The sequence below is a fragment of the Microbulbifer sp. JSM ZJ756 genome (genome assembly GCF_044383805.1).
GTDB classification, from domain to species: Bacteria; Pseudomonadota; Gammaproteobacteria; order Pseudomonadales; family Cellvibrionaceae; genus Microbulbifer; species Microbulbifer zhoushanensis.
Map to the genome: position 1 here is coordinate 95,183 of NZ_JBISER010000011.1, position 24,925 is coordinate 120,107.

Sequence of the window (24,925 nt, forward strand, 5' to 3'; positions counted from 1 at the left end):
TGGCGCCGGCGCGGAATTAGCTGGAATGGCACCTATGAACAGACAACGTCTCGATATTGCGGTGGTTGGCGCCGGTATGGTGGGGCTCGCCCAGGCAGCGCTGCTGGCCGTGCGCCATCCGCAGTTGCAGGTGGCGGTGCTGGAAGCCTCCACGGAGCTGCCGGAGGTGTCACCGGACACCTACGATCCGCGGGTGGTCGCACTGACCCAGGCCTCCCGCGAGTTGCTGGAGGAGGTGGGCGCCTGGGCGCTGATTGAGAACAATCGCGCCTGCCCCTACACCGAGATGCGGGTATGGGATGCCGAGGGTACCGGCTCGGTCTGCTTCAACAGCCGCGATGTGCAGTTGCCGAACCTCGGCCATATTGTCGAGAACAATGTGGTGGTGGATGCACTGCGCCGGCGTATCGATGAGCTGCCCAATGCGGAGTTGATCAGCGGTTTCCGCCTCGAGAGCTGGTGGCGGGATTGCGGCCTGTGGCACCTGCAGCCGCGTTCCGACCGGCTGGCAGATGTGGAGGGCGGTGAGCGCAATCCCGAGACCCTGCGCGCACGGTTGCTGATCGGTGCCGACGGTGTGCGTTCGCGGGTGCGCGACCTGCTGCATATCCGCTGTCACGAGACCAATTACCACCAGACTGCGATGGTGTGCGTGGCCCGCTGCAGTGAGCCCCATCGCCACACTGCATGGCAGCGCTTCCTCAAGGAGGGGCCGCTGGCCTTCCTGCCGCTCAGTGGGCTCGGTGACGAGAATCACTGCGCGGTGGTGTGGTCCGCGGACGATGCCCTGGCGCGCGAGCTGCTCGAGCTGGACGATGCCGCCTTTGCCCTGAATATGGAGAAGGCCTTCGAGAGTCGCCTGGGCGAGGTGGAGGCGGTGGGTGAGCGTTACGCCTTCCCGCTGCGCGCGCGCCATGCGGAATCCTATTTCGGCCCGGGCGCCGTACTGGTCGGTGATGCCGCACACAGTATCCACCCGCTGGCCGGGCAGGGCGCCAACCTGGGATTGCAGGACGTGCGCGTGCTGAGCGAGGAAATCGGGCGCGCACTGAAACGCGACCTGGACCCATCAGATAACTCGGTACTGGCGCGCTACCAGCGCCGCCGCCGCGGCGACAACGCGGCCACACTCAAGGCGATGAGTGCCTTCAAGTCCCTGTTCGGGGCCGGCGACCTGCACTGGCGCTGGCTGCGCAACACCGGATTGAGTATGGTGGACGCCAGCCCGCTACTGAAAAAACGAATTATCCTGCGCGCGATGGCGGTTTGACCGGGTTCCTGTCCGGTGACCCGCGCACAGGCCTATAGGGAAGACACAGGCACACCTTGAGCGACTGGATTACCGTCCGGGAATTTCCCCCGCAGCAGGATCTCTCCGAACTGGCGCAGTTTATACGGCGCAGCGGCTTGCCCCTGCGCATTACCGAAGAGCGCAACTGCCAGCGCCTGGCCACGCCCGATCCCCGCCTGAATGAGCTGTTGCAGCCGTTGCTGGACCGCTGGAGCGCCGGTGAAATCGATCTGTCACAGATCCAGGTTACCGCTCAGCACAGTGAGACCGGCAGTGACACCGGGCAGGCACCGGGGGAAACCGGGGGCGACTACCAGGCAACCGTTGCGGCATTGCCCAGCTGGCCGCTGGATCGCACACCGGTAAGCCTGATACTGATTCTGCTGTGTTTCGTCGGCTGGTTCCTGGCCAGTGACAGTTTTGCGCGGCAGCTGATCATCCTGCCCGATCGCGGCGCGGACTTTTCCCTCGCCACGTCCTCTCTCGCCTGGCACTTCGCCAATGGTGAATACTGGCGGCTGTGGACGCCGGCTATCCTGCATTTCTCCCTGCCCCACGCGCTGTTCAATGCGTTGGGCATATGGATCGTCGGCCGGCCGCTGGAAGCGCGTGCCGGCAGCGGGGTTTTCACTGTTGCGGTGCTGGTGAGTGCTGCGGTGGCCAACCTGGCACAGTACTGGTGGTCGCCGGGAACGATTTTCGGCGGCATGTCGGGCGTGGTGTATGCACTGGTGGGCTGCGTGTTTGTCCTGCAACGGCGGCACCCGGAGTGGCTGGAAGTCCCCCGTGGTATCGTTGCGGTGGCAGTGGGCTGGCTGTTAATTTGCGCCACCGGCCTGGTCACACTGCTGGTCGGTGTCGGTGTGGCCAATGCGGCGCACATGGGCGGGTTTGCCTGCGGCGTTGCGCTCGCGGCAGTCTATTGCCTCGCCGGCGGGGACCGCCATTTCACCAATGACGACGGGGCTGCCTGATCCAAAATGATTCTGTTGATCGTCTATGTGCTGATCGCGCTGGGTTTTTCCTTCCTGTGCTCGATCGCGGAGTCCGTGATTCTCAGTGTCAGTACGCCCTATGTGAGCCTGCTCGAGCGTGAGGGGCACCGCTCGGGGCGAGTGCTGCGGGAGCTGAAGCAGGATATCAACGCGCCGCTCGCCGCTATCCTCACCCTGAACACCGTTGCCCACACCGCCGGCGCCGCCGGTGCCGGTGCCCAGGCGGCAGCGGTATTCGGCAGCCAGTACCTGGGGATTGCCTCGGCCATCCTTACGCTGCTGATCCTGGTTTTTTCCGAGATCATCCCCAAGACCCTGGGGGCCTTTTACTGGCGCCAGCTGGCGCCGGCTACGGCCTATGCCCTGCGCGGCCTGGTGTGGCTGCTGTACCCGTTTGTGAAGATGTCCGAGTGGCTGACCCGTGGTCTCTCCCACGGCCCCACCCTGACCGGTTTCAGCCGCGAGGAATTTGCGGTGATGGCGCAGCTGGGAGAGGAAGAGGGACAGCTCGAGGCCCAGGAGTCCAGCATCCTGCGCAACCTGTTTTTCACCCTGCGCGACCACTCGGTGCGGGAAGTGATGACACCCCGTACGGTGGTGTTCTCCCTGTCCCAGGATGCCACCGTGGGGGAATCCTATGACGAGGTGGAAAAGAGCCGCTTCTCCCGGCTTCCCATTTACGAGCAGCAGGACCCGGATTGCGTGGTGGGCTTCGTCCTCAAGCAGGACCTGCTGCTGGCCTACGCCCGCGGTGGGGAGAAGGAAAAACTGTCGACTTTTCGCCGCGACATGTTGATGTTGCCGGAGACCGCCACCATCTACCAGGTATTCCAGAAGATGATGCGCCGGCGCGTACAGATCAGCGCGGTGGTGGATGAGTACGGCAGCCTGGAAGGGCTGGTGACGCTGGAAGACATTCTCGAGACCCTGCTGGGCGAGGAAATCGTCGACGAGGCAGACAAGACCGCCGACCGCCAGGAAGTGGCCAAGCGACTGTGGCGCTGGCGCTCCAAGCGATACGGGCTCAAGGTGGACGAGGAGGCGGACCGCGATGCGGAACCGGAGGCCGAGGGGGGTAGCCCCGCGGATGACGAGGAAGCCTCGCGGGGCGATGACCCGGACCAGCAGTCGCGGGGATGAGTCGATCCGGCGGTGCGGAACCCGTTACCGGGATTCCGGTCAAAATTTGTAGTCGGCAGTAAACCGCTTCGCGGTACTGCCGGCATTTTTACCCGAGGGCACCGCAGGTGTGTGAGCGTGCGTAAGAACCTGGCGTTTATTCTGCTGCAATCGGTACTGCTGTGTTCGGCGGTGCTGGCAGGGCCCGTTGCGCCGGGAACTGATCGCATCGACCTGGCGGGCCAGCCCCCAGGCGATACCCAGTACGCCCCGCTTCTCTCTCCCGACGGTGATACCGACTCGCTACCGCCGCGCAGCAGCGGCCCACTCTCTGCAACTCCCTTTCCCCGCGCCGTAACCTCTGCGCGGAAGATCGGCCGGGTACAGCCCCGGACGCGAGCCGCCAATGCCATCCGGGCACCCCCGTTCACGGCTTAACTTTCCTGCCACCAAGTAACCGGGCGCCAGTGCGGCCGCCCGACCGATTTTGCAGGCACGGGCCACCGCCCGGCGATTGCCCGTGCAAGAGAGTTATGCCATGAAAAACCTGGATTTCGTTCCGCTCGAAACGGCGGACAAGCTCGTCTTTCCCGAGGAGTTCTGTGAACTGCACCTGGACTCCCCGGCCCTGAGCTTCATTACTGACTTCAAGGATCACCACCCGGCAATCCTGACCCCCTCGGTGCCGGCCTTGGAAGCATCCCGGCTGATGCGGGCCGGTCACCTGGGGGCCGTGCTGGTGCTGGACCGGCAGGGGGAATTTGTCGGCCTGTTGAGCGACGACGATATTTCCTACCAGCGGGTGATGCAGCGCGTGGCTGCGGGGCAGCTGCGCCAGGAGCTGACGGTGGGCGACCTGATGCGCCCGCGCCGGGAGCTGCAGTTGCTCAGTTACCCACAGGTGGAAAGCTGCACCATCCGGGAAGTCCTCCAGGCCATGCGCCGGGAGGGGCAGCCCTGTTGCCTGGTGGTGGACCGCGACCTGCACCATGTGCGCGGCCTGGTCAGTGCGATGGATGTGGCCCGGCGTCTGCACGCCGATATCCATATCGAGGCACACCCCACCGTGGCGGGCATGCTGCGCTCGGTATCGGCCACCAGCTGAGTCTGTAGCCAGTGGTGCGCGGCCGGGGGCCGCGCACCCTGTCAGGAAGCCGGGTCGACGATGTCGCCCAGGCTGTTATTGACCCGGTACCAGCCGGTGACGCTATAGCGTGGCCGGTTAACGGTGAGCACCTCGTGGGGAAATTCCTCGCTCAGGAAAATCACCATCTGGCCAAAGCGCGGTGCCACTTTCAGCAGGGGTGGCGCGTCTGCAGCAGAACCTTCCTCACCCGCGGGATAGATCGCCAGCTCGCCGCCATCGCGGGGCTGCCAGTTCGGGGTCAGGTAGAGCACGGTGCTCAGGACCCGGTTGGTGCTGCCCTGGAAGGAGTCCAGGTGTTTTTTGTAAAAGGTGCCGCGGTCGTAGTAGGCGTAATGGCACTCGTAATCGAACAGGCCCAGGAACAGCCGCCGGTTGAGTCCCTCGCGCAGGGTTTCCATCCACGACAGGTAGGTGTTGACCGAGGGGTTGGTGTTATCGAGCCAGTAAATCTCGTCGCTGCGCACGAAGCGGTTCAGCTGGTGTTCCTCTTCCCGGCCGATACCGGCACGGCGGAAATGCTCGCGGTCGATGGAGCGGAAATGGCGCAACAGGCCCCCCAACGCGGCGGGTGGCAGCGGCGCGGGCAGTACGACATAGCCGTCGGCGCGCAGTGCCGCGGCGATCCGGTCAATGGGGTCGCCGTCCCGGGGGCCGCAGGGGCGGTCGTCGGTGGCGCGCAAGGCAATGTTCAATTGGGGAGGCTCCGGGCTGGTGGCGAACGGGTGTCGCTGCGAGGGACTTATACACCCAAACCCCCGGGTTGCAAAGCTTTCCCTTCCCCATATCGGGCTCCCCGCCCGGCGGCGCCCCGCCTCACGGAATCTTTGTCGGTGAGCGGGCCGTGGTACAGGTTTAAGTCCCGTTGCCTGCTAGGCTTGCAGAAGATCGCCATCTGGTAACGGCGGCGGCGCGGCCGGTAGAATACGCGGCTTTCTAACAGACAGATTCGAGAACAAAAGATGGGAAACAGAACGCCTCTGTATGACGCGCATGTCGCCATGGGCGGCAAAATGGTCGACTTCGGTGGCTGGGATATGCCGCTGCACTATGGTTCGCAGCTGGAAGAGCACAACAAGGTGCGCACCGCGGCGGGCATGTTCGATGTGTCCCACATGACCGTCGTGGATATCGACGGCGACGGCGCCCGCGATTACCTGCGCTACCTGCTGGCCAACGACGTGGCCAAGCTGGACGGCAAGCCGGGCAAAGCCCTCTACACCGGTATGCTGAATGAGCGCGGTGGGGTGATCGATGACCTGATCGTGTACCTGCGCGACCCGGGCTACCGGGTGGTGGTCAACTGTGCCACCCGCGAGAAAGACCTGGCCTGGATGCAGGAGCAGGCGCAGCAGTTTGATGTCACCCTGACCGAGCGCCCGGAGCTGGCCATGGTGGCGATCCAGGGCCCCGAGGCCCTGGACAAGGCCAAGGAGGTGCTGGGCATCGAGTGGACCGCGGCCATTGACGATCTCAAGCCGTTCCAGAGTGTCGCCCGCGGCGAGTGGTTCGTGGCCCGCACCGGCTATACCGGGGAAGACGGCCTGGAAATCATGCTGCCGGCGGAAGACGCCGACGGTTTCTGGCGCGCCCTGGAAAAGGCCGGCGTGGCTCCCTGTGGCCTCGGCGCCCGCGATACCCTGCGTCTCGAGGCGGGCATGAACCTGTACGGCCACGAGATGGACGATGACACCTCGCCGCTGGCGGCGAACATGGGCTGGACCATTGCCTGGGAGCCGGAAGAGCGCAAGTTCATCGGCCGCGAGCCGCTGGAAGCGGAAAAAGCCGCGGGCCGGAAGCAGAAGCTGGTAGGCCTGGTGCTGGAAGAGCGCGGCGTGCTGCGCGCCGGCCAGGTGGTAAAAGTGGACGGCAGCGACGAGGCCGGTATCATCACCAGCGGTACTTTTTCGCCGACCCTGGGTCACTCCATCGCCATGGCCCGCGTGCCGGCGAGTACCGGTGACCGGGCCCAGGTGGAAATCCGTAAGAAGCTGGTGCCGGTGAAAGTGGTCAAGGCCAGCTTTGTGCGCAACGGCAAGTCGGTTATCTGACGCCGGGAAAATGACAAGCGACCGGCGCGGTGCCAGGCAGGCATCCCGCGCCGGGTTTACCGAATGAGAAATGCTTAATCGAGGGATCACAGCATGAGCGAAATCCGCAACGAACTGAAATACCTCTCCAGCCACGAGTGGGCGCGCCTGGAGGAAGACGGCACCGTGACCATCGGCATCAGCGATCACGCCCAGGATGCGCTGGGCGATGTGGTCTTTGTCGAGACCCCGGAAGTGGGCACCAACCTGGCTGCCGGCGACGAGGCCGGTGTGGTGGAGTCGGTAAAGGCCGCCAGCGATATCTACGCGCCGGTCTCCGGTGAGGTGGTCGAGGTAAACGAGGCGCTGGAAGACGCCCCGGAAACCGTCAACTCCTCACCTTACGACGAGGGCTGGTTCTTCCGCGTCAAGCCCAGCGATACCAGTGAGCTGGACAACATGCTGGACGCCGATGCCTACCGTGCCGAGTCCGAAGAGGGCTGATCACCGGCAGGGCAGCAAAAAGCCGCAACGGGAAACCGGTGCGGCTTTTTTTGTGCCTGCTTTTGCGCCCGCAACCCTGCCGGCGGTTACTGGGGCTGTAACAGTGCCTTCAGGCCGATGCCCTTGAGGTACCCGGCCAGGGTCTCCTCGATTTCCTCCGGGCACTGCATATCCAGTACACGCTCCAGCAGGCTCTCGGTATCGGCCCGGGTCACCGCGCGCAGGGCTGCCTTGACCCGCGGCAGGTTGGTGGCATTCATCGACAGCACGTCATAGCCCATGGCGAGCAACAACAGGGCCCCGCCGGGATCGCCGGCCAGCTCGCCGCAGATGCCCACCTTGGTGCCGGCCTCGTGACCGGCGGTGATGACATCCCGCAGTGCCCGCAGCACTGCCGGGTGCAGGGAGTGGTAGATTCCCGCCACGCGGCTGTTGTTGCGGTCCACCGCCAGCAGGTACTGGGTGAGGTCGTTGCTGCCCACGGACATGAAGTCGACCCGTTCGGCCAGTTCGCGCGCCTGGTACACGGCCGAGGGAACCTCGATCATGATGCCCAGCGGCGGCATGGCAATATCGAAACCCTCGTCGACCAGTTCCCCGTGGGCCCGCTCCACCAGCTTGCGCGCAGCCTCCACCTCGGCCACGCCGCTGATCATCGGCAGCATGATGCGCAGGTTATCCAGGCCCAGGCTGGCCTTCATCATCGCGCGCACCTGGGCCAGGAAGATTTCCGGGTGGTCCAGGGTCACGCGGATACCGCGCCAGCCCAGGAAGGGGTTGGTTTCCTCGATGGGGAAATAGGCCAGGGCCTTGTCGCCGCCGATATCCAGGGTGCGCATGGTGACCGGTCGCGGGGCGAAGGCCTCCAGCTGTTCCCGGTAGATTTCCCGCTGTTCCTCCTCGGACGGGAAGCGGTCGCGCAGCAGGAAGGGAACCTCGGTGCGGTAGAGCCCCACGCCCTCGGCACCGCGCTCCAGCGAGCGCACCACGTCCGCCATCAGGCCGGTATTGACCCACAGGCGCACCCGGTGGCCGTCGGCGGTTTCGCCGGGGAGGCTGGCCAGGTGATCCAGGTTGCGCGCCAGCTCCCGCTCTTCCTCGACGATACTGTCGTAGCGGCGCCGCAGCTCCGGGCTGGGGTGCACGAACAGCTCGCCGCGGTAGCCGTCCACCACCAGGTCCTCGCCGTCGATGCGCTCGAACGGCAGTTCCTGGGCCCCCATGACAGCGGGCAGGCCCATGGCGCGGGCAATGATGGCCACGTGGCTGTTACCCGAGCCCCTCACAGAAACCAGGCCGATCAACCTGTCCCGGGGCACCTGCGCCAGTGCCGCGGCGGTGAGCTCCTCTCCCACCAGGATGGTGTTTTCGGGATAGTCCCGCTCGATCTGCTGTTGCTGGCGCAGGTGCATGAGCACGCGGGCGCCAAGATCCCGCACGTCGGCGGCGCGGTCGCGGAAGTAGGAATCGGACATGGCCTCGAAGCGGCGCACATGCTCCAGCATTACCTCTGCCCAGGCGCGGCTGGCGGTAAGCTGCTGGCGGATGCGCTCGGAGACCTCGACCGCGATGGAACTGTCATCGAGCATGCTGATATAGGCATCGAACAGTGCCCGCTCCTCGCGGTTGAGATCCCCCTTGAGCCGCTCGCCCACCTCGCGGATCTCCGCGCGGGCATTGGCCAGCGCCTGGTGGAACAGCTCCAGTTCGGCGTCCACGTCCATGCAGCAGGCGAAGGGCACCGTTGCCAGGTTGGCGGGGGGCGCGACGATATGCGCGCGGCCGATCGCCACCCCGGGTGAGGCGGCGAGGCCGCTGAACTTGGCCTCCCGCCGCTGCTGGCCAATGGCGGCCAGGGCGCCGGTGGCCTCCGCGTGGGCGATGACACCGGCCAGCTGGGCTGACAGGGTGACCAGGAAGGCCTCTTCACCCTCATCGAAGCGCCGCTGTTCGGCCTGCTGCACGACCAGTACCCCCAGGACCTGCCGGTGGTGAATGATGGGGGTGCCCAGGAAAGCGCTGAAACGCTCCTCGCCGGTGGCCGGGAAGTAATGGTAGGCGGGGTGGGCCTCGGCGCGCTCGAGGTTGATCGGCTCCTCGCGGGTGACCACGTTGCCCACCAGGCCCTCACCGGGGGCCAGGTGCACATTGCCCACGGCATCGGGGTTGAGGCCACGGGTCGCCATCAGCACGTAGGTGCCGGACTGGTTATCGCGCAGGTATACGGAGCAGACCCGGGTGTGCATGACCTCGCGCACGCGCCGCACGATAATATCCAGCACCGCGGGCAGGTCGCGTGCCGCGTTGACTTCCTGAACGATACTGCGCAGAGATCCGAGCAAAGGCCTGTCCTCGCCGTGAAGCGGAAGTGTCGGCCGGCCATTCCCGGGCCGGTACGATCGGGGCCGGGCGGGCAGGACTATTCCCGCTCGCCCAGCCAGCGTTTCTCCAATTGTATTTGCTGTGGCGCCAGTTCGGTAAGCGCGCGGCGGTACACCTCGCGCTTGAAGGCCACCACCTTGTCCAGGGGGTGCCAGTAGCTGACCCAGCGCCAGTGGTCGAACTCGGGCTTGTAGCCGTTGTTGAAGCTGATGACACTTTCCGGGGCCCGCAGCTGCAGCAGGTACCACTTCTGCTTCTGGCCGATACACAGCGGTTCCGATCGCCGGCGCACCAGGCGCTTGGGCAACCGGTAGCGCAACCAACCCCTGGTACAGGCGATCATGCTCACCTGGTCACGGGTAAGCCCGATTTCCTCGTATAGCTCCCGGTACAACGCATGTTCCGCGGACTCGCCCGGGTTGATGCCGCCCTGCGGAAACTGCCACGCGTCCTTGCCGCCCACCCGCCGTGCCCAGAGCGCCTGGCCGCGCTCGTTCAGCACAATGATGCCGACATTGGGGCGGAAGCCCTCCGCGTCGATATTACTGCTGTTGTCGCCGCCCGAGCCGTGCGCCTTGCGGTTACCGGCGCTGTTGCCGGTGGCGGGGCTGTTGGTGCGGTTGGACTTGGCGGATCTGCGGCGGTTTTTTCGCCCGGCTTGCTTTGGCTTGCCGTCGCCCAAATTCCCGTCCTCTAAACTGTGTCTGCGCGGCCCAGACGCCGCGCAATCTTGCCCAGCATTGTTCCACAGCGGGGGACATTACTGCAATTCAGTGAAACGGATCCTGTGAACAGCTCCCGGGACGGGTAAAATTGCCCGCCGCAATGGTCCGAAGTGTGGGCTGTGTGGCGGCGAATTAATCTATGCCGACTATATTTGAATAGGGAGTGCGCGGTGCACCTGGCTATTTTTGACCTGGATAACACCCTGATTGGAGGGGACAGCGACTACGCCTGGGGCGAGTTCCTGGTAGAGCGTGAGCACGTCGACAGTGATCGCTATCGCTCCGCCAATGATCGTTTCTACCGGGATTACCAGCGCGGTGAACTGGATATCTTCGCCTACCTCGAGTTCGCGCTAGAGCCGCTGGCGCAAATCTCGCGGGCGCAGCTGGCCAACCTGCAGCGGGAGTTCATGGAGGAGGTGGTCAGCGAGATCTGGCTGCCGCAGGCGGAGGAGCTGATCGCCCGGCACCGGCGCCAGGGTCATCACATCATGATCATTACCGCCACCAACCGGTTTGTGGTGGAGCCGATCGCCGCGCGCCTGGGGGTGGACACCCTGCTGGCCACCGAACCCGAGGAGGTGGAGGGGCGCTTTACCGGTAAGGTGGTGGGCGAGCCCTGCTACCAGAACGGCAAGGTGCTGCGGCTCGAACAGTGGCTGGCCGGCAACCCCGACTACCGCCGCGGGGAAAAGTGGTTTTACAGCGACTCGATCAATGACCTGCCGCTGTTGAAGACGGTCGAGCACCCGGTAGCGGTGGACCCGGATGCAACGCTGCGTGCCGAGGCAGAGCAGCGCGGCTGGCCGATAATCAGCCTGCGCGAACCGCTGGAATAACCGGCAGGCGCAGCGAAATTTTGACAAGCCGGGGCCCCGGGCGCCGGAACCGAAGCTTTGCAATTGCTTGACGTGGGGATTTGTGTGACTGGATCAATCGTTCTCAAGCGTGTCTCAGCGGCCCTCGCCATCCTGCTGGGCCTGGGCCTGGCTGGCTGTGACAGCCGCCGGGCGGAAGAGCCGCAGCAGGAGGCGCAGGCGGTGAAGACACCGCCAGCCATCGACCGCAAGGTGGCCGAACGTTTTTCGCATACGATGTGGCAGGCGGGGGAGGCCCAGCTGATTGATGTGCGTGCCTCCGTGGAGGCCCTGAACCGGGCGCTCACCACCCTGTTGGACAGGCCCAGTGAAGACCACCTGGAGTCCGCCAAGCTGGCGTGGCTGGATGCCCACCGTGAATTCGCCGCCGCACTGCCCTACATCCAGCTGGCCTTTGCACCGGCTGAATTGCGCGATGAGGGCCGCGAGCTGGTACTTTCCATGGACAGCTGGCCGGTGCAGCCCGGCTACCTGGACACGGTACCCGGCTATTCGGAGAGCGGTATCGTCAATGACACCGCAGTGGAGCTTACCCTGGCCAACCTGCGCCGGCAGCATCGACTGACTGCCCACGAGGAGGCCAGCACCGGCTTCCATGCCCTGGAGATCATGCTCTGGGGCCCCACCAGCGAGCGCAGTGCGGACCAGTTCCAGGCCGCGTCCGCGGGTGAGGAGCCAGAGGCACTGGCAGCCAACCGCCGGCGCCAGCTCACGCGGCTCATGGGCGAGGCGCTGGCAGAGGACCTGGCGGGGCTGGAGCGCCGCTGGCCGTTTACAATGAATGACCTGTCGCGCCACTTCCTGGCCCTGGACCCGGTGGCGCGCCTGCAGCAGGTACGGGCCTCACACCTGCGCACGCTGGATGAGGAGCTGTTGCGGCGGCTGCCGGAAAGCTCTGAGAGCGATGTGGAGAGCGGTCGTGCGGCGGACTCCAAGCAGGCGATCCTGGCCATGCTGGGAAGCCTGCAAGCCGCCTGGGTGCCCAACGAGGGGCCCGGCCTGGCAGACCTGTTGCTCGACCCGCGCCAGCGCGAGGCACTGGCCGAGCGATTTGAGGTGCTGGAGGAGTTGCTGCTGAAAATGGAGGACCCGGTGGAGCTGGCCGAGCTGGGGCAGCTTGCCAGGGCACGGGAGCTGCTGGAGGAAATTGCCAGCCTGATGTCCGGCCGCGCGGAGATTCCCGCGGGTGAGGACGAGGTCACCCCGGTTTCCCTCACGACTGAACAGTGAACCCCGGATTCCCGGTGCCCCTGCCTGCGCCGGAAGCGATGATTCTGCTACCCCGGAAACGACAAACCCCGGCCTGGGCCGGGGTTTGCTTTATGGGCTGCCTGCGCCGTATTACCAGCTACGAACCGGACCGGTATCGACGTGCACAAAGCCGCTCTTCGGGTAGTGGCCTACACCACCGGCCTTGAGGTCCATGGCCGCCCGGCGCAGTTTGGAGGTGCTGATACCCGGGAAACGGATATCGAGCGCCATGCCGCGGGTGTGGTAGCTGCGTCGTGCAACACCGCGGCCCTGTGCGCGCAGTTTGGCGTTGGTCTTGGGTGAACGGTAGCCGGAGATAATCTCCACGGTGCCGTTAAAGCCCAGTTTTTCCTTCAGCTTGTAGACAATGTCGAACAGCTCCGGGTCCATGCGCGTAACTTCGTTGGCGCGGTGGTCGCGCAGCAGACGGTTGAACTGCTTCAGGCCGCTGCTATCGTACTTACCATTCGACCAGAAGGCGGTGTTCAACGTCTCACCGGTGTGCAGGTTGCGCATTTTCAGAGTGCGGGCATTGCCCACTTTTGCGAATGTCGGTCCGGCAGTGACCGCAGCCGCTGTAGCACAGGTAACTGCCAGGAATCGACGTCTGGATGGATTGTTCATACCCTGTTTCCGCCTCGTCATGTGTTTCTCTTCAGTCGCTCGCGGCTCCCTGCAGTTAGTTGCTTTGGGCGCCATCGAGCACGGGAATAACTGTACGAAAAATAACCAAGCGTTACAAACCTTTTACGGGTCATTACAAAAGGATCGTAAAACAGGTTTGGCAATATTGTTCCAATAGGCTAATGGCGCAGGGGATTTTTCCGGCTTCATTGGCCATGCAGCCCCTAAAAAATGAGACAGCGTTGTCATCTGGCGGTTTTGCACTGAAAAATAATTTTTTTGTGACCGCAGGGTGCCAGTTTGGGCCCATCGCGGAATGACTGCCTGGTGTGGCGGAAATCAGCGGAATACCAGTTGCGTACAGCTGAACCGACCGGTCAGTGGGTGACGTTTGCGGGCTGGTCGCGGTGGTAGATGTCCCGCCGGAACTGGGGGCGGCCGTCCTTGTCGATCCAGGCCGTGAGGTAGGTAATGAAGAGGCGTGCCGGCTTCTTTACGCGGATGTTCATGATTTCGGTGCCGGTGGTGACCTGGGCGATACGGGTGCGGTCCCAGCCCTGCTTGCGCAACAGGGCGTAGGCCAGTTCCTCGGGATGTTCGAGGCGCACACACCCGTGGCTGAATGCCCGCTGGTGCTCCTCGAACAGGCTCTGGGCCTGGGTGTCGTGCAGGAAGATCGATTGCTTGTTGGGCAGCACGAACTTGACCCGGCCCAGGGTATTGCCGGGACCGCTTATCTGGCGCAGGGTGGCGTGGCCATGTGCTGCGCGGTCAATACTGTCCGGGGATATGGTGGTGGTGTTGCCACTGCGGTAGGACACTACCCGGTAACCGCGATTGTGCATCGCCTCGGGATTGTTGCGTGCCTTGGGCAGGAGGTCGGTGAGCAGGATACTGCGCGGCACCGTCCACGTGGGATTGAAGACCACATTGGTGATACGGCTGGTGATCGGCGGGGTGCGGGTGCTGCTCTTGCCCACCACCGTGCGCATGCCCAGCACCTCGCGGCCGTCCTCGATCAGTTGCAGGCGGTAGTCGGGAATATTGACCAGCACATAGCGATCCCGGTCCGGCAGCGGCAGTTTCTCCCAGCGCTCTGCATTCAACTCCAGCTGGTGTGCCCGAACGGCGGGGCTGATTGCGAGTTCGGCCAGGGTTGCCTCGCCTGCGTCACCGGTTACCTCGAGCCCGTGGCGTCGCTGGAAGCGCTCCACCGCACTCTGCACTGCACTGTCGTAGCGGCTCGCATCCGGCGGTAACAGGGTGATGGGGCCGGGCAGGCCGCGGTAGTCGCCCAGCAGCTGCAGCAGTTCCCGCAGCTGTTCGACACGGCGATCGCGATCACCGGGCTGTAGTGCTGCGCCCTCACCGACAGGCTGCCAGCGATCCTGCATTTCCCGGTAGCGCGACGCCTCGGCGCGCAGCTGTTCGGCGGCGCGGCGGGAATCGGCTGGCGGGCTGATGGCGATGGCGGATGCGGCGAGAGCACCGGTCAGGGCGATTGCCACGAAGCCGGAGAGGCAGCGTCGCCAGTAACTCATGGAAATGGCCATGTTCACTCAGCCGCCCGGGCGGCATCCTCCGGATCCCGGTCGTAGATGTCGCGCCGGAACTGTAGCATGCCCTCTTCATCCACCCATGCAGTCCAGTACACGATGTAAACCGGCAACGGCTGTTCCAGTGGCACGCCACGGGTACGGCGGGTGTTCAGGTAGTGCTGGATCCGGTTTTCGCTCCAGTTATTCTGCTCCGCGAGCATCAGGCGGGCGAATTCCAGCGGTTTTTCCAGCCGGATACAGCCGTGGCTGAAGGCGCGCTCATTTTTCTTGAACAGGTGCTTGCTGTTCGTGTCGTGCAGGAAAATGGCCTCGCGGTTGGGGATTAAAAACTTGACCCGCCCCAGGGCATTACCCGGGCCCCCCTTCTGGTGCAGCATCACCTTGCCCCGGCGGATCGCGGCGATATTGCCGCGGGTAAAGGGGACGGAACGGCCGCGGTGGTTGACCAGGCGGTAACCGTTGGCGGTGAGGTTGGCGCTGCCCTTGGGCAGCAGCTCGCGCAGGGCGATATTCTGGGGCACGCGCCAGACCGGGTTGAAGATCACCCGGGTCATGCGGGTCGCAATCTGCGGGGTGGCATGCTTGGGTTTGCCCACTACCACCCGCATGCGGAAAGCCTCCCGCTCACCGTCCATCAGGCGCAGCTGGTAGTCCGGGATATTGACCAGGATAAAGCGCGGACCCAGTTCCCGCGGCATCTGTTGTAGGCGCACCAGGTTCGCAGTGAGGGTCTCCACCCTCTTTGCCGGGGCCACGTTCAGGTGGCTGCGGGTGGCATCATCCACCAGCCCGTTATCCCGCAGGCCGTGGCGGCGCTGGAAGCGCTGGGTGGCCTGTTGCAGGCGCGGGTCATATTCGTCCGGGTTGTGTGCCGGGCCGTCGTGGTCCTCCAGGGTGTAATCCCCATACTGCATAAGCAGGCTCCGCAGCTGTACGACCCGCGGGTCGCGCGCTCCCGGTGCCAGTGCCGGGCCGTCGGCAAGCGGCTGCCAGTCATCGCCCGCCGCCAGCGAGCGATAGCGTTCCAGCTCTTCGCGGAGCAGGGTGTGTTGGCGGCCGTAAGGGGCAAACGGGTCGGAGAGGTCGGCAATGGCGCTGGCAACGGGTGTGTCAGCGGTGCTGCCGATCAGTGGCTGGGGCGCAGTAAGGCCCAGGGCCAGTGCGAGCGCCAGGGCGCTACAGTGGCGAATTGACGCAAATGTGCGGGAACGGAACGGATTGTCGGCACCCATGACTTACCCCTGTGAGACGGAAACGGTCAGGCGGACTGAACGCCGTGCTCACAGTGATAATTAATGCATGGGCCCGAACCAATACCTATGGGGAATGCGCCGGGAGCCCTCTTCGCTCAAAAAGGCATATGCATGGCCCGGCGGGGGCTCCGCCGGGCACCGGGGTCAGAACTGGTTGGCTGCAAGCCCGTCCTTGCCGTAGATATCCGGCCGGAAGTGCAGCTCGCCCTGGCCATCGACCCAGGCTGTCCAGTAAGTCACGTAGACCTTCACATTGTCCTCCATCTTCACCTCGGTGGTTTCATCACCGGTGGTGAGCTGGTTGATGCGCCACTGATCCCAGTCACCCTGGGGCCGCAACAGGGCCTCGGCGAGGTGGCGGGGCTTTTCCAGCCGGATACAGCCGTGGCTGTAATCGCGGTCGGTGAGGGAGAACAGGCTGCGCGCGCGGGTGTCGTGCAGGTAGATATCATCGGTGTTGGGGATCTCGAACTTCACCCGGCCGAGGATGTTCTGCTCGCCACCCAGCTGGCGCATCAGGTAGGACCCGGCACCGGCCGCGGACAGGTTCTTGGAGGTCAGGGGCAGGTGCTCACCGCTGCCGCTGACCACCCGGTACCCCATGTTTTCCATTCCCTGGGGGTTGGCCCGGGCCTTGGGCAGGATCTCGTTGACCAGGATGCTGCGCGGTACCGTCCAGGTGGGGTTGAACACCACGCGGCTGACACGGGTCTTGATCTCCGGTGTGGCGTGCTTCTTCTTGCCCACCACCACATTCATGGACAGGCGAATGCGGTCGTCCTCGACGTAATAGAGTTCGTAGGCGGGCACATTGACCTGGATAAAGCGGTCCCCCAGGGTTGCCGGGAGTTCCCGCCGGCGGCGGATGTTCTTCTCGATGATATGTGCCCGGGCAGTCGGCGACAGGTTGAGGCGCTTGCGGGTCTCACGACCGACGATACCGTCGGACTTGAGCCCGTGCCGGCGCTGGAAGCGCAGCACGGCCTCGTGCAGGCGCCGGTCAAAGTGATTGCTGTTGGCCTCGCCGTAATAGCTGCGGTAGTCGCCGTACAGGGAAAGCAGGTTGCGCAGGTGGGCGACATGCGGGTGCTTGGCGCCGATGGTCATGGCGGGTCCCGCCGGGATCGGGCGCCAGCGGCCACTGGCGGCAATGCTGCGGTAGAGCGCGAGCTGCTCGCGCAGGGCCTGTTCGTCACCGCCATAGGGGGTATTTTCCTCGATGAAGGGCCCCTCGCTGTGATCCGGCACGCGGCCCACCTGGGGCTGGCCGTCACTGTTGCCGTAGCTGCGCTGGCCATTGCGCGGGGGCAGGCCACCGGGGGCAAAACGCGATGTGCGGGGTTGGCTGTAGTGGCGCGAGCGGTCGATATTGCGGCTGCGGGTGTAGTGTCGATAGCGGTCGATGCCCGTGCCGCGGCGAGTCTCGGCGCTGCGGTCATAACCACGGAAATACTTGCGACCGTCGGTGCTGGCCTGGCGGGGCGCAGTGTAAGCCACCAGCGCGAAGCCGCCTTCACCGTTGTGCACCGGGGTGATGTCGCGCTGCTGGCGCGTGCGCGGCTTCATCTTGTCCAGCTGCGTGTCCTGGGCGTAGGAGACGAAGGCATCGGTTAGCAGGACATCGAGCACTGCCGCCATCTGCAGGCGCTGCGGGGTGTCGCGCAGGGTGCGGTCGAAGTAGCCCAGGTGGTAGCGGTAATCCACCATGCTGCTGGGATTGCCGGAACTGGAGGCCGTGAGCTGCTTGAGCAGGTCATTGGCGGTATCGCTGAGGCTGTAGTTGTCGAACCACAGCAGCCGATAATCGGTGCGTTCGTAGATGCGGCGCACCGCCACGGGATTGAAAATGGGATCCTGGGCTGGCCAGGAGTCGGGATTTTCAACCAGCCAGCGAATCAGGTGCGGGCGCACGGCATTTTCCGGTAGCACCGGTACCGTCTTCTGGTTCGCGGTAAAGGCGTAATAAAGGGCAACAAGGCACAGACTGCCAAGCATTAACAGTGGCAGTAAAGACTTGCGTTTGTGGCGCTCAGGGTTGAAATACGACATGGTACCTCAGCGATGCTGCAGGGCCCGGTGCTCTGTCATGTTGAGACGCCGGGCGCCAGATCGTTCATACCTTCCCAACCTGCGGCGAGCCCGTCCTGTTGTTCGTCGATAGTGACTTATCGACGGCCCGCCTTTGTCTTGCGTCCCGCGCGACGTTCCTTTTTATGGGCCAGCCAGTGCGCGCTGTTGCGCGTATATCAACATTGGCCGGCCCGTGAAATTAAGTATGGCAACAAATCCGGGATTTGCTTGGCGCCTGGTTCATTTCACCTTAAGTGACAGCGCTATTTGGGACTAACAGGTCAAATATTGACCAGGGTTCAGCCGTGAGCGCTGTCTCCGGGGTGGGCGGTAATGATCGCGACGGCAGGGATGGGCGCGGGACAGGGGGGGCAGGCACCGCAGGAATGCGGGTAGCTGTTGGGGGTGATGGGGGAGCCACAGCAGCTTCCCCCGTCAGTGGGGGGACAGGGTGAAGTGCCGCAGTGGGCCCGACTGGCCGGTCTCGGTGAAAGTCTGTTCCCAGAACTGTGTGACGCCGTCCCGGTCAACCGCCACCAGCGTGCTGGCGCGGGTGCCATAGACGTCCGGCGGAGTCTTGTCGCCATCGCGGGGAACAGCAAGTTCGCCGCGCTCGATATGCACAAACATCGGCGACAGGGCCCGTTCGAGCGCCCTTCCCACGCCGGTATCCGGTAGCTCTTGCACAGGGGCTGGCTGCCGGTCGCCGAGCAGCGCCAGGGCCGGGGTGACGAAATTGTCCTGCCCGAGGCCCGTACCCAGTCCTGCCACCAGCTGCGCCAGTTGCGCCCGGCCCCTGACCACCTTGGGCCAGGGCGCATCCGGTGCGCCGTTGGAGATACCGTGCACCCCGGGGGCGAAAGCAAAAGCCGGGTGCCGGTTGCCGGCGCAGACCAGTTCCGGCTGTTCCCCGAGCTGGAACAGCAGCGCGTTGTAGCCACGGTAGCGCTCTGCCGCAAGTTGTGCGGCAAATTCGCGCGGCTTGTCCGGGCCCAGCAGGAAGTCGCGCGGGATATCCCCGCGGGAGAGCGGCGCGGTGGGTGAGGGCACCTGGGGTTCACGGATGTTGGTCACCGCCGCCACCCGCCCGGCTGCCGCGCCGGCCCAGGTGCCGCCGGCCTCCAGGTCGCGGCCGGCGACGACCCCGGAGTCTCCCCAGTGGTCCGCGGCTGCCGTGGGACGGGCGAAAAACTCATCGCGGTTAGCCGCCATCAGCAGCGGGTAATGGGGGTGGGTACGGTATGCGAACAGCAGCAGGCACATGCGCGGGCTTTTCCTTCTTGCTTCTCGGCCTGGTTGACATGCCCCGGGCACCGGGCGAGGCGGTGACATTTTGGCAGCAGGCACGTTTACGCCCATAATACGCCCTTTGCCAACTGAGCCGATTTACCCATGCTGACTTACCCCGAACTCGACCCGGTGGCCGTGGCCATCGGGCCCCTCAAGGTGCACTGGTACGGACTCATGTACCTGGCCGGCTTTGTGGCCGCCTGGTGGCTGGCGCTGCGCCGTGCGGCCAAGCCCTGGACGCCGCTGGTCAAGTCGGAGGTGGAAGACCTGATCCTCTACTGCGCCATCGGTGTCGTAGTGGGCGGGCGCCTCGGTTACATGTTCTTTTATAACTTCCCGCAGTTGCAGGAGGAACCTTTGTCGATCCTGCGGGTGTGGGAAGGCGGCATGAGTTTCCATGGAGGCCTGGTCGGGGTGATGCTCGCGACCACCATCTATGCCCGCAAGATTGGTACAACTTTTATCGACCTGATCGACTTTGTTGCCCCGCTGGTGCCCATCGGGCTGGGGCTGGGGCGGATCGGTAACTTTATCGGTCAGGAACTGTGGGGGCGCCCCACCGACGGGCCCTGGGGCATGGTGTTCCCGCGGGATCCGGAGCTGCTGGCCCGGCACCCGTCGCAGTTGTACCAGGCGTTCCTGGAAGGGCTGGTGCTGTTCGCGGTCCTGTGGTGGTTCTCCCGCAAGCCCCGGCCGCGCCTGGCGGTGGGTGGAGTCTTCCTTCTTTTATACGGGTTCTTCCGCTTCCTGGTGGAGTTCGTGCGGGAGCCCGATGGCCATATTGGTTTCGACCTGTTCGGCTGGATGACCCGTGGCCAGCTGCTGAGCATACCGATGATCCTGGCGGGTATCGCCATTCTGGTATGGAGTTACCGCACCCAGCCACTGGCGGGGGAGCAGAACTCGGTAAAGCCCGGCTCTCAGGCCAAGGGTGGCGCGTAAGAAGCCCTACTGTTTAATTAGGTGTAATAGATGAAGCAATACCTTGAGCTGATGCGCCATGTGCGCGATCACGGCACCCGCAAGGATGATCGTACTGGCACCGGCACCGTCAGCGTGTTTGGTTACCAGATGCGGTTCGACCTGGCCGCCGGCTTTCCGCTGGTGACCACCAAGAAGTGCCACCTGCGCTCAATCATCCACGAGCTGCTCTGGTTCCTGAAGGGCGATACCAATATCGCCTACCTGAAAGAGAACGGCGTCCGCATCTGGGATGAGTGGGCCACGCCGGAGGGAGACCTGGGGCCTGTGTATGGGCACCAGTGGCGCTCCTGGCCCACCGCTGACGGCCGCCACATCGACCAGATCGGGCAGCTGCTGGAGCAGTTGCGGATCCGCCCGGATTCGCGCCGGTTGCTGGTCAGTGCCTGGAACCCGGCCGACCTGCCGGACGAGGGGACCTCCCCGGCCGCCAATGCGGCAGCTGGCCGCATGGCCCTGGCTCCCTGCCACGCGCTGTTCCAGTTCTACGTTGCCGACGGCAAGCTGTCCTGCCAGCTTTACCAGCGCAGCGCAGATATCTTCCTGGGCGTGCCGTTCAATATCGCCTCTTACAGCCTGCTGACACTGATGATCGCCCAGGTCTGTGGCCTGCAGCCGGGGGAGTTTATCCATACGCTGGGTGACGCCCATCTCTATTCCAACCACATGGAGCAGGTGGAGGAGCAGCTCTCCCGCACACCGCTGCCGCAGCCGCAGATGCACTTGAATCCGGAAGTCACCGACCTGTTTGCCTTCCGCTTCGAGGACTTCGAGTTGCGCGGTTACGAGGCGCACCCGCATATCCCGGCACCGGTGGCTGTCTGATGGCGCCGGTAGCACTGATTGCGGCCGTGGCGCGCAATGGCGCCATCGGCATGGGTAACCGCCTGCCCTGGCGTATTTCCGGCGACCTGCAGTACTTCAAGCGCACCACCCTGGGGAAGCCGGTGGTCATGGGGCGCAAAACCTATGAATCCATCGGTCGGCCCCTGCCGGGGCGCGACAATATCGTGATCTCCCGCAACCCGGAGTGGCGTGCGGACGGTGTAATCTGTGTGGCGTCGCTGGATGAGGCGCTGGCGACCGCCTCGGCATCGGCGGCTGCCAGCGGTGCGGAAGAGGTCATGGTCATCGGCGGTGCCGAGATCTACCGGCAGGCGCTGCCACTGGCACGGCGTTTGTATCTGACTGAAGTGGATGCCGAGGTCGAGGGGGATGCGTTTTTTCCGGACCTGGGTGACTCTTGGGTCGAGTCTTATCGCGAGTGCTACCCGGCCTCGGAAAAGGACGAATACAACTACTGCTTAGTCCGTTTGGACAGGTCGAAATAGCAGTGGGTTGCACAAAAACTGTACAATCTGTTACTTTTCCTGTCTTCGCACATTGGATTCGCCGCCGCAAATGAGTGCACACGACTCGCAGGTGTTACCTGTTTGTTACTGTGCTACACATGCGGGCTGATACTGTTAAACGGCATTTGAATAATCAAATCGGCTGTTTACAATGTGCGGCTCTTAGCTGTCTTCAAGCCTAAAACTACCGCGTTGTGGCAGCTAACTCATCGCGACCATGTTGTGAAATATTGAACCCACTGGGGGGTCTAATGAAAACCAAGCGATTCATGGCTGTGGCGCTGACCACTGCGCTGTCTGCCGGCGCGCTCTACGGCAGCGTAGCCACTGCGGATACACTCGACAATGTGCTCGCCGTTGGTCAGCAGAAAACTACTGCGGCTCAGGCTTCACAGAAGCGCATTGACAAGATTGCCGAAGAAACCAGCAGCCTGCTGCAGGATTTCAAGGTAGTGAACAAGGAAATTGACGGCCTGCGTGTCTACAACCGTCAATTGGAAAAGCAGCTGGCCAACCAGCTGGCCGTGATCAAGGACCTGGAAGAGTCCATTGAGAACGTTACTGTTATCGAGCGCCAGATCCAGCCGCTGATCCTGCGCATGCTCGATGCCCTTGAGCAGTTCATCAAGCTGGACGCCCCGTTCAAGCTGGAAGAGCGCCTGGCCAACCTCGAAGGCGTTAAGAACAACATGGACCGTTCCGATATCACCGTTGCGGAGAAATTCCGCCAGGTGCTGGAACTGTACAACTTCGAAGCCGAGTACGCGCGTGGTATCGATGCTTACGGCACCACCCTGAACGTGAACGGCCAGGACCGCGAAGTTAACGTCCTGCAGATCGGTCGTATCGCCCTGGTGGCGCAGACCACCGACTCCAAGATCTCCCTTGCCTACGACAAAGAGCAGAAAGGTTGGGTTGAGATCGATGCCGGCGACTACCGTCGCGCCATCATGGAAGGCCTGAAGATCGCCAAGAAGCAGGCTACCACTGACATCATGACCATGCCGATTGCGGCTCCGGAGGCAGCGCAATGAAAACCTCTATCGCCAAACGCGTAATTGCAGTAGCAGCGGCAGGCCTGATCAGCGCTTCCGCCGTTGCACAGGAAAAGGCTGGCTCCCTGGATGAGCTGCTGCAGATGGTCCGTAACTCCAAGATTGCGGAGTCCAAGGAACACAAGCAGCGCGAAGCCCAGTTCCGTCGCCAGAAGGCCAACCAGCAGTCCCTGCTGACCCAGGCCAAGAACACCCGTACCGCCGAGGAAGAGCGTTCCGCGCGCCTGGAAGCCAAGTACCAGGAGCAGGAACTGCAGGTTCAGCAGAAGCGTGAGCAGCTGGACGAGCGTATGGGCTCCCTGAAAGAGCTGTTCGGTCACATGACCTCCACCGCCGGCGACCTGCGCGCCACCCTGGAAACCTCCATTGTTTCCGCGCAGTACCCGGGCCGTGGCGAGTTCCTCGACCAGCTGATCGAGAAGATGAACTCCCAGACCAAGCTGCCGACCATCGAAGAGATCGAGCGCCTGTGGTTCGAACTGCAGCGCGAGACTGTCGAGTCCGGCAAGGTCGTGAAGTTCGCTGGTACCGTAATCAAGCCCGACGGTGAGCAGGTTGAACAGGAAGTTGTCCGTGTAGGTAACTTCAACCTGGTTTCCAATGGCAAGTACCTGGAAATGAACGACGCCCAGAAAATGGCCGAGCTGATTCGCCAGCCCGACGGCGAGTACCTGGCTATGGCGGAAGAGCTGCAGGCAGCCACCTCCGGCTTCACCGCGTTCGGTGTTGACCCGACTGGCCCGACTGGCGGTTCCTACCTGAAAGCCATGATCAACAGCCCGGACATCGTCGAGCGCTGGCACCAGGGTAAGCTGGTTGGTTACATCATCACTGCCGTTGGTGTATTCGCCATGCTGCTGGCCATCTGGCGCCTGATCGTGCTGTCTGGTGTGAACGCCAAGGTTAACGCCCAGCTGCGCGACTCCACCCCGAACACCAACAACCCGCTGGGTCGTGTTCTGGCTGTGGCAGACGAGAACAAGGGTATCGACGGCGAGACCCTGGAGCTGAAGATGGAAGAGGCGGTTCTGAAAGAGCGTCCGGCCATCGAATCCGGCCTGAACCTGCTGAAGATCATTGCCATGGTTGCCCCGCTGCTGGGTCTGCTGGGTACCGTTACCGGTATGATCATCACCTTCCAGGCGATCACCATCTTCGGTGCAGGCGATCCTAAAGCCATGGCCGGTGGTATCTCCTCCGCCCTGGTAACTACCGTACTGGGTCTGTGTGTGGCGATCCCGACCGTGCTGATGCACACCATCGTTAACGGCCGCGCCCAGCGTATCCTGCACATCCTTGATGAGCAGAGCGCAGGTATCGTTGCTGAAAACGCCGAGCGTAAATAAGAGGAGGCGGCAACATGCACGCATTGTATGACGCATGGGCCGCCGTCAACGCCTTTATGGCGTCGGGCGGGCCAGTACTATTTCTGATCGCCGGCCTGACCTTCTTTATGTGGACGCTGATTTTCGAGCGCATCTTCTTCTTCAACAAAAGCTTGAAGGGAGATGTCCAGGCTGCGATGGACCAGTGGGAAGGGCGTGCCGAGCGCAAATCCTGGAATGCCCATCGCATCCGCGAAGCGCTGATTTCCCGGGTATCCGAGAAGATCAAGAGCAATATGGACATGATCCAGGCCTGTGTATCCCTGGCGCCCCTGTTCGGGCTGCTGGGTACGGTCTGGGGCATGATCAACGTGTTCGAGGTCCTCGCGATCACCGGCGGCGGCGACGCCAAGCAGATGGCGAGTGGTGTATCAATGGCGACAATCCCGACGATGGCAGGCATGGTAACTGCCCTGTCCGGAGTGTTCGCCAATACCTATCTCACCCGTAAGGCGGAGCGCGAAACCCAGCTGCTTGAAGACCATCTGACGATGGATCACTAAGGCACCACAACTAGCAAAGAGCCTGGCCAATATGTGCGGTGATTTGCTGTGAAGGTTTAGCCAAGCCAGAAACTCTCGCGGGGCCCCTGCGGGGCCCTGTTGAGGAAGTTCGCTGAGAGAGTTGCTATGAGCAGAAAACAAAATACGGCCCAGGAAGAACAGGGCGCGATCGACCTCACGCCCATGTTGGACGTGGTGTTCATCATGCTGATCTTCTTTATCGTCACCGCGACCTTTATCAAGGAGCCGGGTGAAGAAGTGGTCAAGCCGGAAGCGACAACCGCTGAACTCAAAGCCGCCTCTATTCTGGTTGCGATCAACGAGAACGATGAGATCTGGATTGCCAAGGAAGAAGTAGACGATCGCATGGTGAAAGTCACCCTCGAGCGACTCTACGCGGAAAACCCCAAGGGGTGGTTGGTGATTCAGCCCGATAAGAAGGCCAGTATCGAGAAGATTGCCCTGATTGCCGATGCAGCCAGGAAAATCGGTATTGAGAAAGTTTCGGTCGCGACAGAAAAGAGTTAACAGCTT

General features: G+C 63.3%; 24 protein-coding genes. 16 read left to right on the top strand and 8 right to left on the bottom strand.

Going from position 1 to position 24,925, the window contains the following annotated elements:
• Positions 1-34 precede the first annotated feature (34 nt).
• From ACH6CX_RS16550 to ACH6CX_RS16570, 5 genes are all read left to right on the top strand, one after another.
• Positions 35-1,270, top strand: coding sequence for a UbiH/UbiF/VisC/COQ6 family ubiquinone biosynthesis hydroxylase (locus tag ACH6CX_RS16550; protein ID WP_233006571.1), 1,236 nt, complete (start codon positions 35-37; stop codon positions 1,268-1,270).
• A gap of 56 nt (positions 1,271-1,326) precedes the next feature.
• The gene (locus ACH6CX_RS16555; RefSeq protein ID WP_396675954.1) at positions 1,327-2,265 is read left to right on the top strand and encodes a rhomboid family intramembrane serine protease; all 939 of its coding nucleotides are present in this window, start codon (positions 1,327-1,329) and stop codon (positions 2,263-2,265) included.
• 6 nt (positions 2,266-2,271) lie between these two features.
• Positions 2,272-3,426, top strand: coding sequence for a hemolysin family protein (locus tag ACH6CX_RS16560; RefSeq protein WP_237062989.1), 1,155 nt, complete (start codon positions 2,272-2,274; stop codon positions 3,424-3,426).
• Positions 3,427-3,543: 117 nt separating this feature from the next.
• Positions 3,544-3,843, top strand: coding sequence for a hypothetical protein (locus ACH6CX_RS16565; protein WP_396675956.1), 300 nt, complete (start codon positions 3,544-3,546; stop codon positions 3,841-3,843).
• Positions 3,844-3,943: 100 nt separating this feature from the next.
• The gene (locus ACH6CX_RS16570; protein WP_396675958.1) at positions 3,944-4,510 is read left to right on the top strand and encodes a CBS domain-containing protein; all 567 of its coding nucleotides are present in this window, start codon (positions 3,944-3,946) and stop codon (positions 4,508-4,510) included.
• A 41-nt stretch (positions 4,511-4,551) separates the two neighbouring features.
• Here the strand turns inward: ACH6CX_RS16570 and ACH6CX_RS16575 are convergent, their stop codons facing one another.
• The gene (locus ACH6CX_RS16575; RefSeq protein WP_233006567.1) at positions 4,552-5,244 is read right to left on the bottom strand and encodes a 2OG-Fe(II) oxygenase; all 693 of its coding nucleotides are present in this window, start codon (positions 5,242-5,244) and stop codon (positions 4,552-4,554) included.
• Positions 5,245-5,511: 267 nt separating this feature from the next.
• Here ACH6CX_RS16575 and gcvT point away from each other — a divergent pair, with 267 nt between their 5' ends.
• Together gcvT and gcvH are read left to right on the top strand one after the other, a co-directional pair.
• A complete protein-coding gene (gcvT, locus tag ACH6CX_RS16580; RefSeq protein WP_233006566.1) occupies positions 5,512-6,600 on the top strand; it encodes a glycine cleavage system aminomethyltransferase GcvT in 1,089 nt (362 codons plus the stop codon).
• Positions 6,601-6,693: 93 nt separating this feature from the next.
• The gene (gene gcvH / locus ACH6CX_RS16585) at positions 6,694-7,083 is read left to right on the top strand and encodes a glycine cleavage system protein GcvH (protein ID WP_233006565.1); all 390 of its coding nucleotides are present in this window, start codon (positions 6,694-6,696) and stop codon (positions 7,081-7,083) included.
• Positions 7,084-7,169: 86 nt separating this feature from the next.
• Here the strand turns inward: gcvH and ptsP are convergent, their stop codons facing one another.
• Together ptsP and ACH6CX_RS16595 are read right to left on the bottom strand one after the other, a co-directional pair.
• The gene (gene ptsP / locus ACH6CX_RS16590) at positions 7,170-9,425 is read right to left on the bottom strand and encodes a phosphoenolpyruvate--protein phosphotransferase (protein ID WP_334079226.1); all 2,256 of its coding nucleotides are present in this window, start codon (positions 9,423-9,425) and stop codon (positions 7,170-7,172) included.
• 77 nt (positions 9,426-9,502) lie between these two features.
• On the bottom strand, positions 9,503-10,006 hold the full coding sequence (locus tag ACH6CX_RS16595; RefSeq protein ID WP_233006697.1) for an RNA pyrophosphohydrolase: 504 nt from the start codon (positions 10,004-10,006) through the stop codon (positions 9,503-9,505).
• A 354-nt stretch (positions 10,007-10,360) separates the two neighbouring features.
• Between ACH6CX_RS16595 and ACH6CX_RS16600 the strand changes: the two genes are divergently transcribed.
• Together ACH6CX_RS16600 and ACH6CX_RS16605 are read left to right on the top strand one after the other, a co-directional pair.
• The gene (locus ACH6CX_RS16600; protein ID WP_233006563.1) at positions 10,361-11,029 is read left to right on the top strand and encodes an HAD family phosphatase; all 669 of its coding nucleotides are present in this window, start codon (positions 10,361-10,363) and stop codon (positions 11,027-11,029) included.
• An 84-nt stretch (positions 11,030-11,113) separates the two neighbouring features.
• Positions 11,114-12,298, top strand: a complete 1,185-nt coding sequence (locus ACH6CX_RS16605; RefSeq protein WP_396675962.1) for an imelysin family protein — start codon at positions 11,114-11,116, stop codon at positions 12,296-12,298.
• 111 nt (positions 12,299-12,409) lie between these two features.
• On the opposite strand, the gene ACH6CX_RS16610 is transcribed toward ACH6CX_RS16605, so the two are convergent.
• The 5 genes from ACH6CX_RS16610 to ACH6CX_RS16630 form a co-directional block, all read right to left on the bottom strand.
• Positions 12,410-12,943: a DUF882 domain-containing protein gene (locus ACH6CX_RS16610; RefSeq protein ID WP_233006561.1), complete on the bottom strand. Its 534-nt coding sequence runs from the start codon at positions 12,941-12,943 to the stop codon at positions 12,410-12,412.
• Positions 12,944-13,320: 377 nt separating this feature from the next.
• On the bottom strand, positions 13,321-14,496 hold the full coding sequence (locus tag ACH6CX_RS16615) for a murein L,D-transpeptidase (protein ID WP_233006560.1): 1,176 nt from the start codon (positions 14,494-14,496) through the stop codon (positions 13,321-13,323).
• 2 nt (positions 14,497-14,498) lie between these two features.
• The gene (locus ACH6CX_RS16620; RefSeq protein WP_233006559.1) at positions 14,499-15,734 is read right to left on the bottom strand and encodes a murein L,D-transpeptidase; all 1,236 of its coding nucleotides are present in this window, start codon (positions 15,732-15,734) and stop codon (positions 14,499-14,501) included.
• A gap of 165 nt (positions 15,735-15,899) precedes the next feature.
• Positions 15,900-17,804: a murein L,D-transpeptidase gene (locus tag ACH6CX_RS16625; protein WP_233006558.1), complete on the bottom strand. Its 1,905-nt coding sequence runs from the start codon at positions 17,802-17,804 to the stop codon at positions 15,900-15,902.
• Between the two features lie 456 nt (positions 17,805-18,260).
• Complete coding sequence (locus ACH6CX_RS16630) at positions 18,261-19,088, bottom strand: NRDE family protein (RefSeq protein ID WP_396675965.1); 828 nt, start codon at positions 19,086-19,088, stop codon at positions 18,261-18,263.
• A 129-nt stretch (positions 19,089-19,217) separates the two neighbouring features.
• On the opposite strand from ACH6CX_RS16630, the gene lgt reads away from it, so the two are divergent.
• The 7 genes from lgt to ACH6CX_RS16665 all read left to right on the top strand — a co-directional run bounded on the left by lgt (position 19,218) and on the right by ACH6CX_RS16665 (position 24,919).
• A complete protein-coding gene (gene lgt / locus ACH6CX_RS16635) occupies positions 19,218-20,057 on the top strand; it encodes a prolipoprotein diacylglyceryl transferase (protein WP_233006556.1) in 840 nt (279 codons plus the stop codon).
• Positions 20,058-20,087: 30 nt separating this feature from the next.
• Positions 20,088-20,921: a thymidylate synthase gene (locus ACH6CX_RS16640; protein ID WP_396675967.1), complete on the top strand. Its 834-nt coding sequence runs from the start codon at positions 20,088-20,090 to the stop codon at positions 20,919-20,921.
• Positions 20,921-21,427: a type 3 dihydrofolate reductase gene (gene folA / locus ACH6CX_RS16645; protein WP_233006554.1), complete on the top strand. Its 507-nt coding sequence runs from the start codon at positions 20,921-20,923 to the stop codon at positions 21,425-21,427. Before ACH6CX_RS16640 ends, folA begins: the two co-directional genes overlap by 1 nt.
• A 272-nt stretch (positions 21,428-21,699) precedes the next feature.
• Positions 21,700-22,482, top strand: a complete 783-nt coding sequence (locus ACH6CX_RS16650; protein WP_233006553.1) for a DUF3450 domain-containing protein — start codon at positions 21,700-21,702, stop codon at positions 22,480-22,482.
• The gene (locus tag ACH6CX_RS16655; RefSeq protein ID WP_233006552.1) at positions 22,479-23,849 is read left to right on the top strand and encodes a MotA/TolQ/ExbB proton channel family protein; all 1,371 of its coding nucleotides are present in this window, start codon (positions 22,479-22,481) and stop codon (positions 23,847-23,849) included. Before ACH6CX_RS16650 ends, ACH6CX_RS16655 begins: the two co-directional genes overlap by 4 nt.
• 14 nt (positions 23,850-23,863) lie before the next feature.
• Complete coding sequence (locus ACH6CX_RS16660) at positions 23,864-24,391, top strand: MotA/TolQ/ExbB proton channel family protein (protein WP_233006551.1); 528 nt, start codon at positions 23,864-23,866, stop codon at positions 24,389-24,391.
• A 126-nt stretch (positions 24,392-24,517) separates the two neighbouring features.
• A complete protein-coding gene (locus tag ACH6CX_RS16665) occupies positions 24,518-24,919 on the top strand; it encodes a biopolymer transporter ExbD (protein ID WP_233006550.1) in 402 nt (133 codons plus the stop codon).
• Positions 24,920-24,925: the final 6 nt, after the last annotated feature.

Coding starts and splice junctions, on each gene's coding strand:
- ACH6CX_RS16550 (WP_233006571.1), top strand. CDS start 35: ATGAACAGACAACGTCTCGATATTGCGGTGGTTGGCGCCGGTATGGTG.
- ACH6CX_RS16560 (WP_237062989.1), top strand. CDS start 2,272: ATGATTCTGTTGATCGTCTATGTGCTGATCGCGCTGGGTTTTTCCTTC.
- ACH6CX_RS16570 (WP_396675958.1), top strand. CDS start 3,944: ATGAAAAACCTGGATTTCGTTCCGCTCGAAACGGCGGACAAGCTCGTC.
- gcvT (WP_233006566.1), top strand. CDS start 5,512: ATGGGAAACAGAACGCCTCTGTATGACGCGCATGTCGCCATGGGCGGC.
- gcvH (WP_233006565.1), top strand. CDS start 6,694: ATGAGCGAAATCCGCAACGAACTGAAATACCTCTCCAGCCACGAGTGG.
- ACH6CX_RS16610 (WP_233006561.1), bottom strand. CDS start 12,943: ATGAACAATCCATCCAGACGTCGATTCCTGGCAGTTACCTGTGCTACA.
- ACH6CX_RS16615 (WP_233006560.1), bottom strand. CDS start 14,496: ATGGCCATTTCCATGAGTTACTGGCGACGCTGCCTCTCCGGCTTCGTG.
- ACH6CX_RS16620 (WP_233006559.1), bottom strand. CDS start 15,734: ATGGGTGCCGACAATCCGTTCCGTTCCCGCACATTTGCGTCAATTCGC.
- ACH6CX_RS16625 (WP_233006558.1), bottom strand. CDS start 17,804: ATGTCGTATTTCAACCCTGAGCGCCACAAACGCAAGTCTTTACTGCCA.
- ACH6CX_RS16630 (WP_396675965.1), bottom strand. CDS start 19,088: ATGTGCCTGCTGCTGTTCGCATACCGTACCCACCCCCATTACCCGCTG.
- lgt (WP_233006556.1), top strand. CDS start 19,218: ATGCTGACTTACCCCGAACTCGACCCGGTGGCCGTGGCCATCGGGCCC.
- ACH6CX_RS16640 (WP_396675967.1), top strand. CDS start 20,088: ATGAAGCAATACCTTGAGCTGATGCGCCATGTGCGCGATCACGGCACC.
- folA (WP_233006554.1), top strand. CDS start 20,921: ATGGCGCCGGTAGCACTGATTGCGGCCGTGGCGCGCAATGGCGCCATC.
- ACH6CX_RS16650 (WP_233006553.1), top strand. CDS start 21,700: ATGAAAACCAAGCGATTCATGGCTGTGGCGCTGACCACTGCGCTGTCT.
- ACH6CX_RS16655 (WP_233006552.1), top strand. CDS start 22,479: ATGAAAACCTCTATCGCCAAACGCGTAATTGCAGTAGCAGCGGCAGGC.
- ACH6CX_RS16660 (WP_233006551.1), top strand. CDS start 23,864: ATGCACGCATTGTATGACGCATGGGCCGCCGTCAACGCCTTTATGGCG.
- ACH6CX_RS16665 (WP_233006550.1), top strand. CDS start 24,518: ATGAGCAGAAAACAAAATACGGCCCAGGAAGAACAGGGCGCGATCGAC.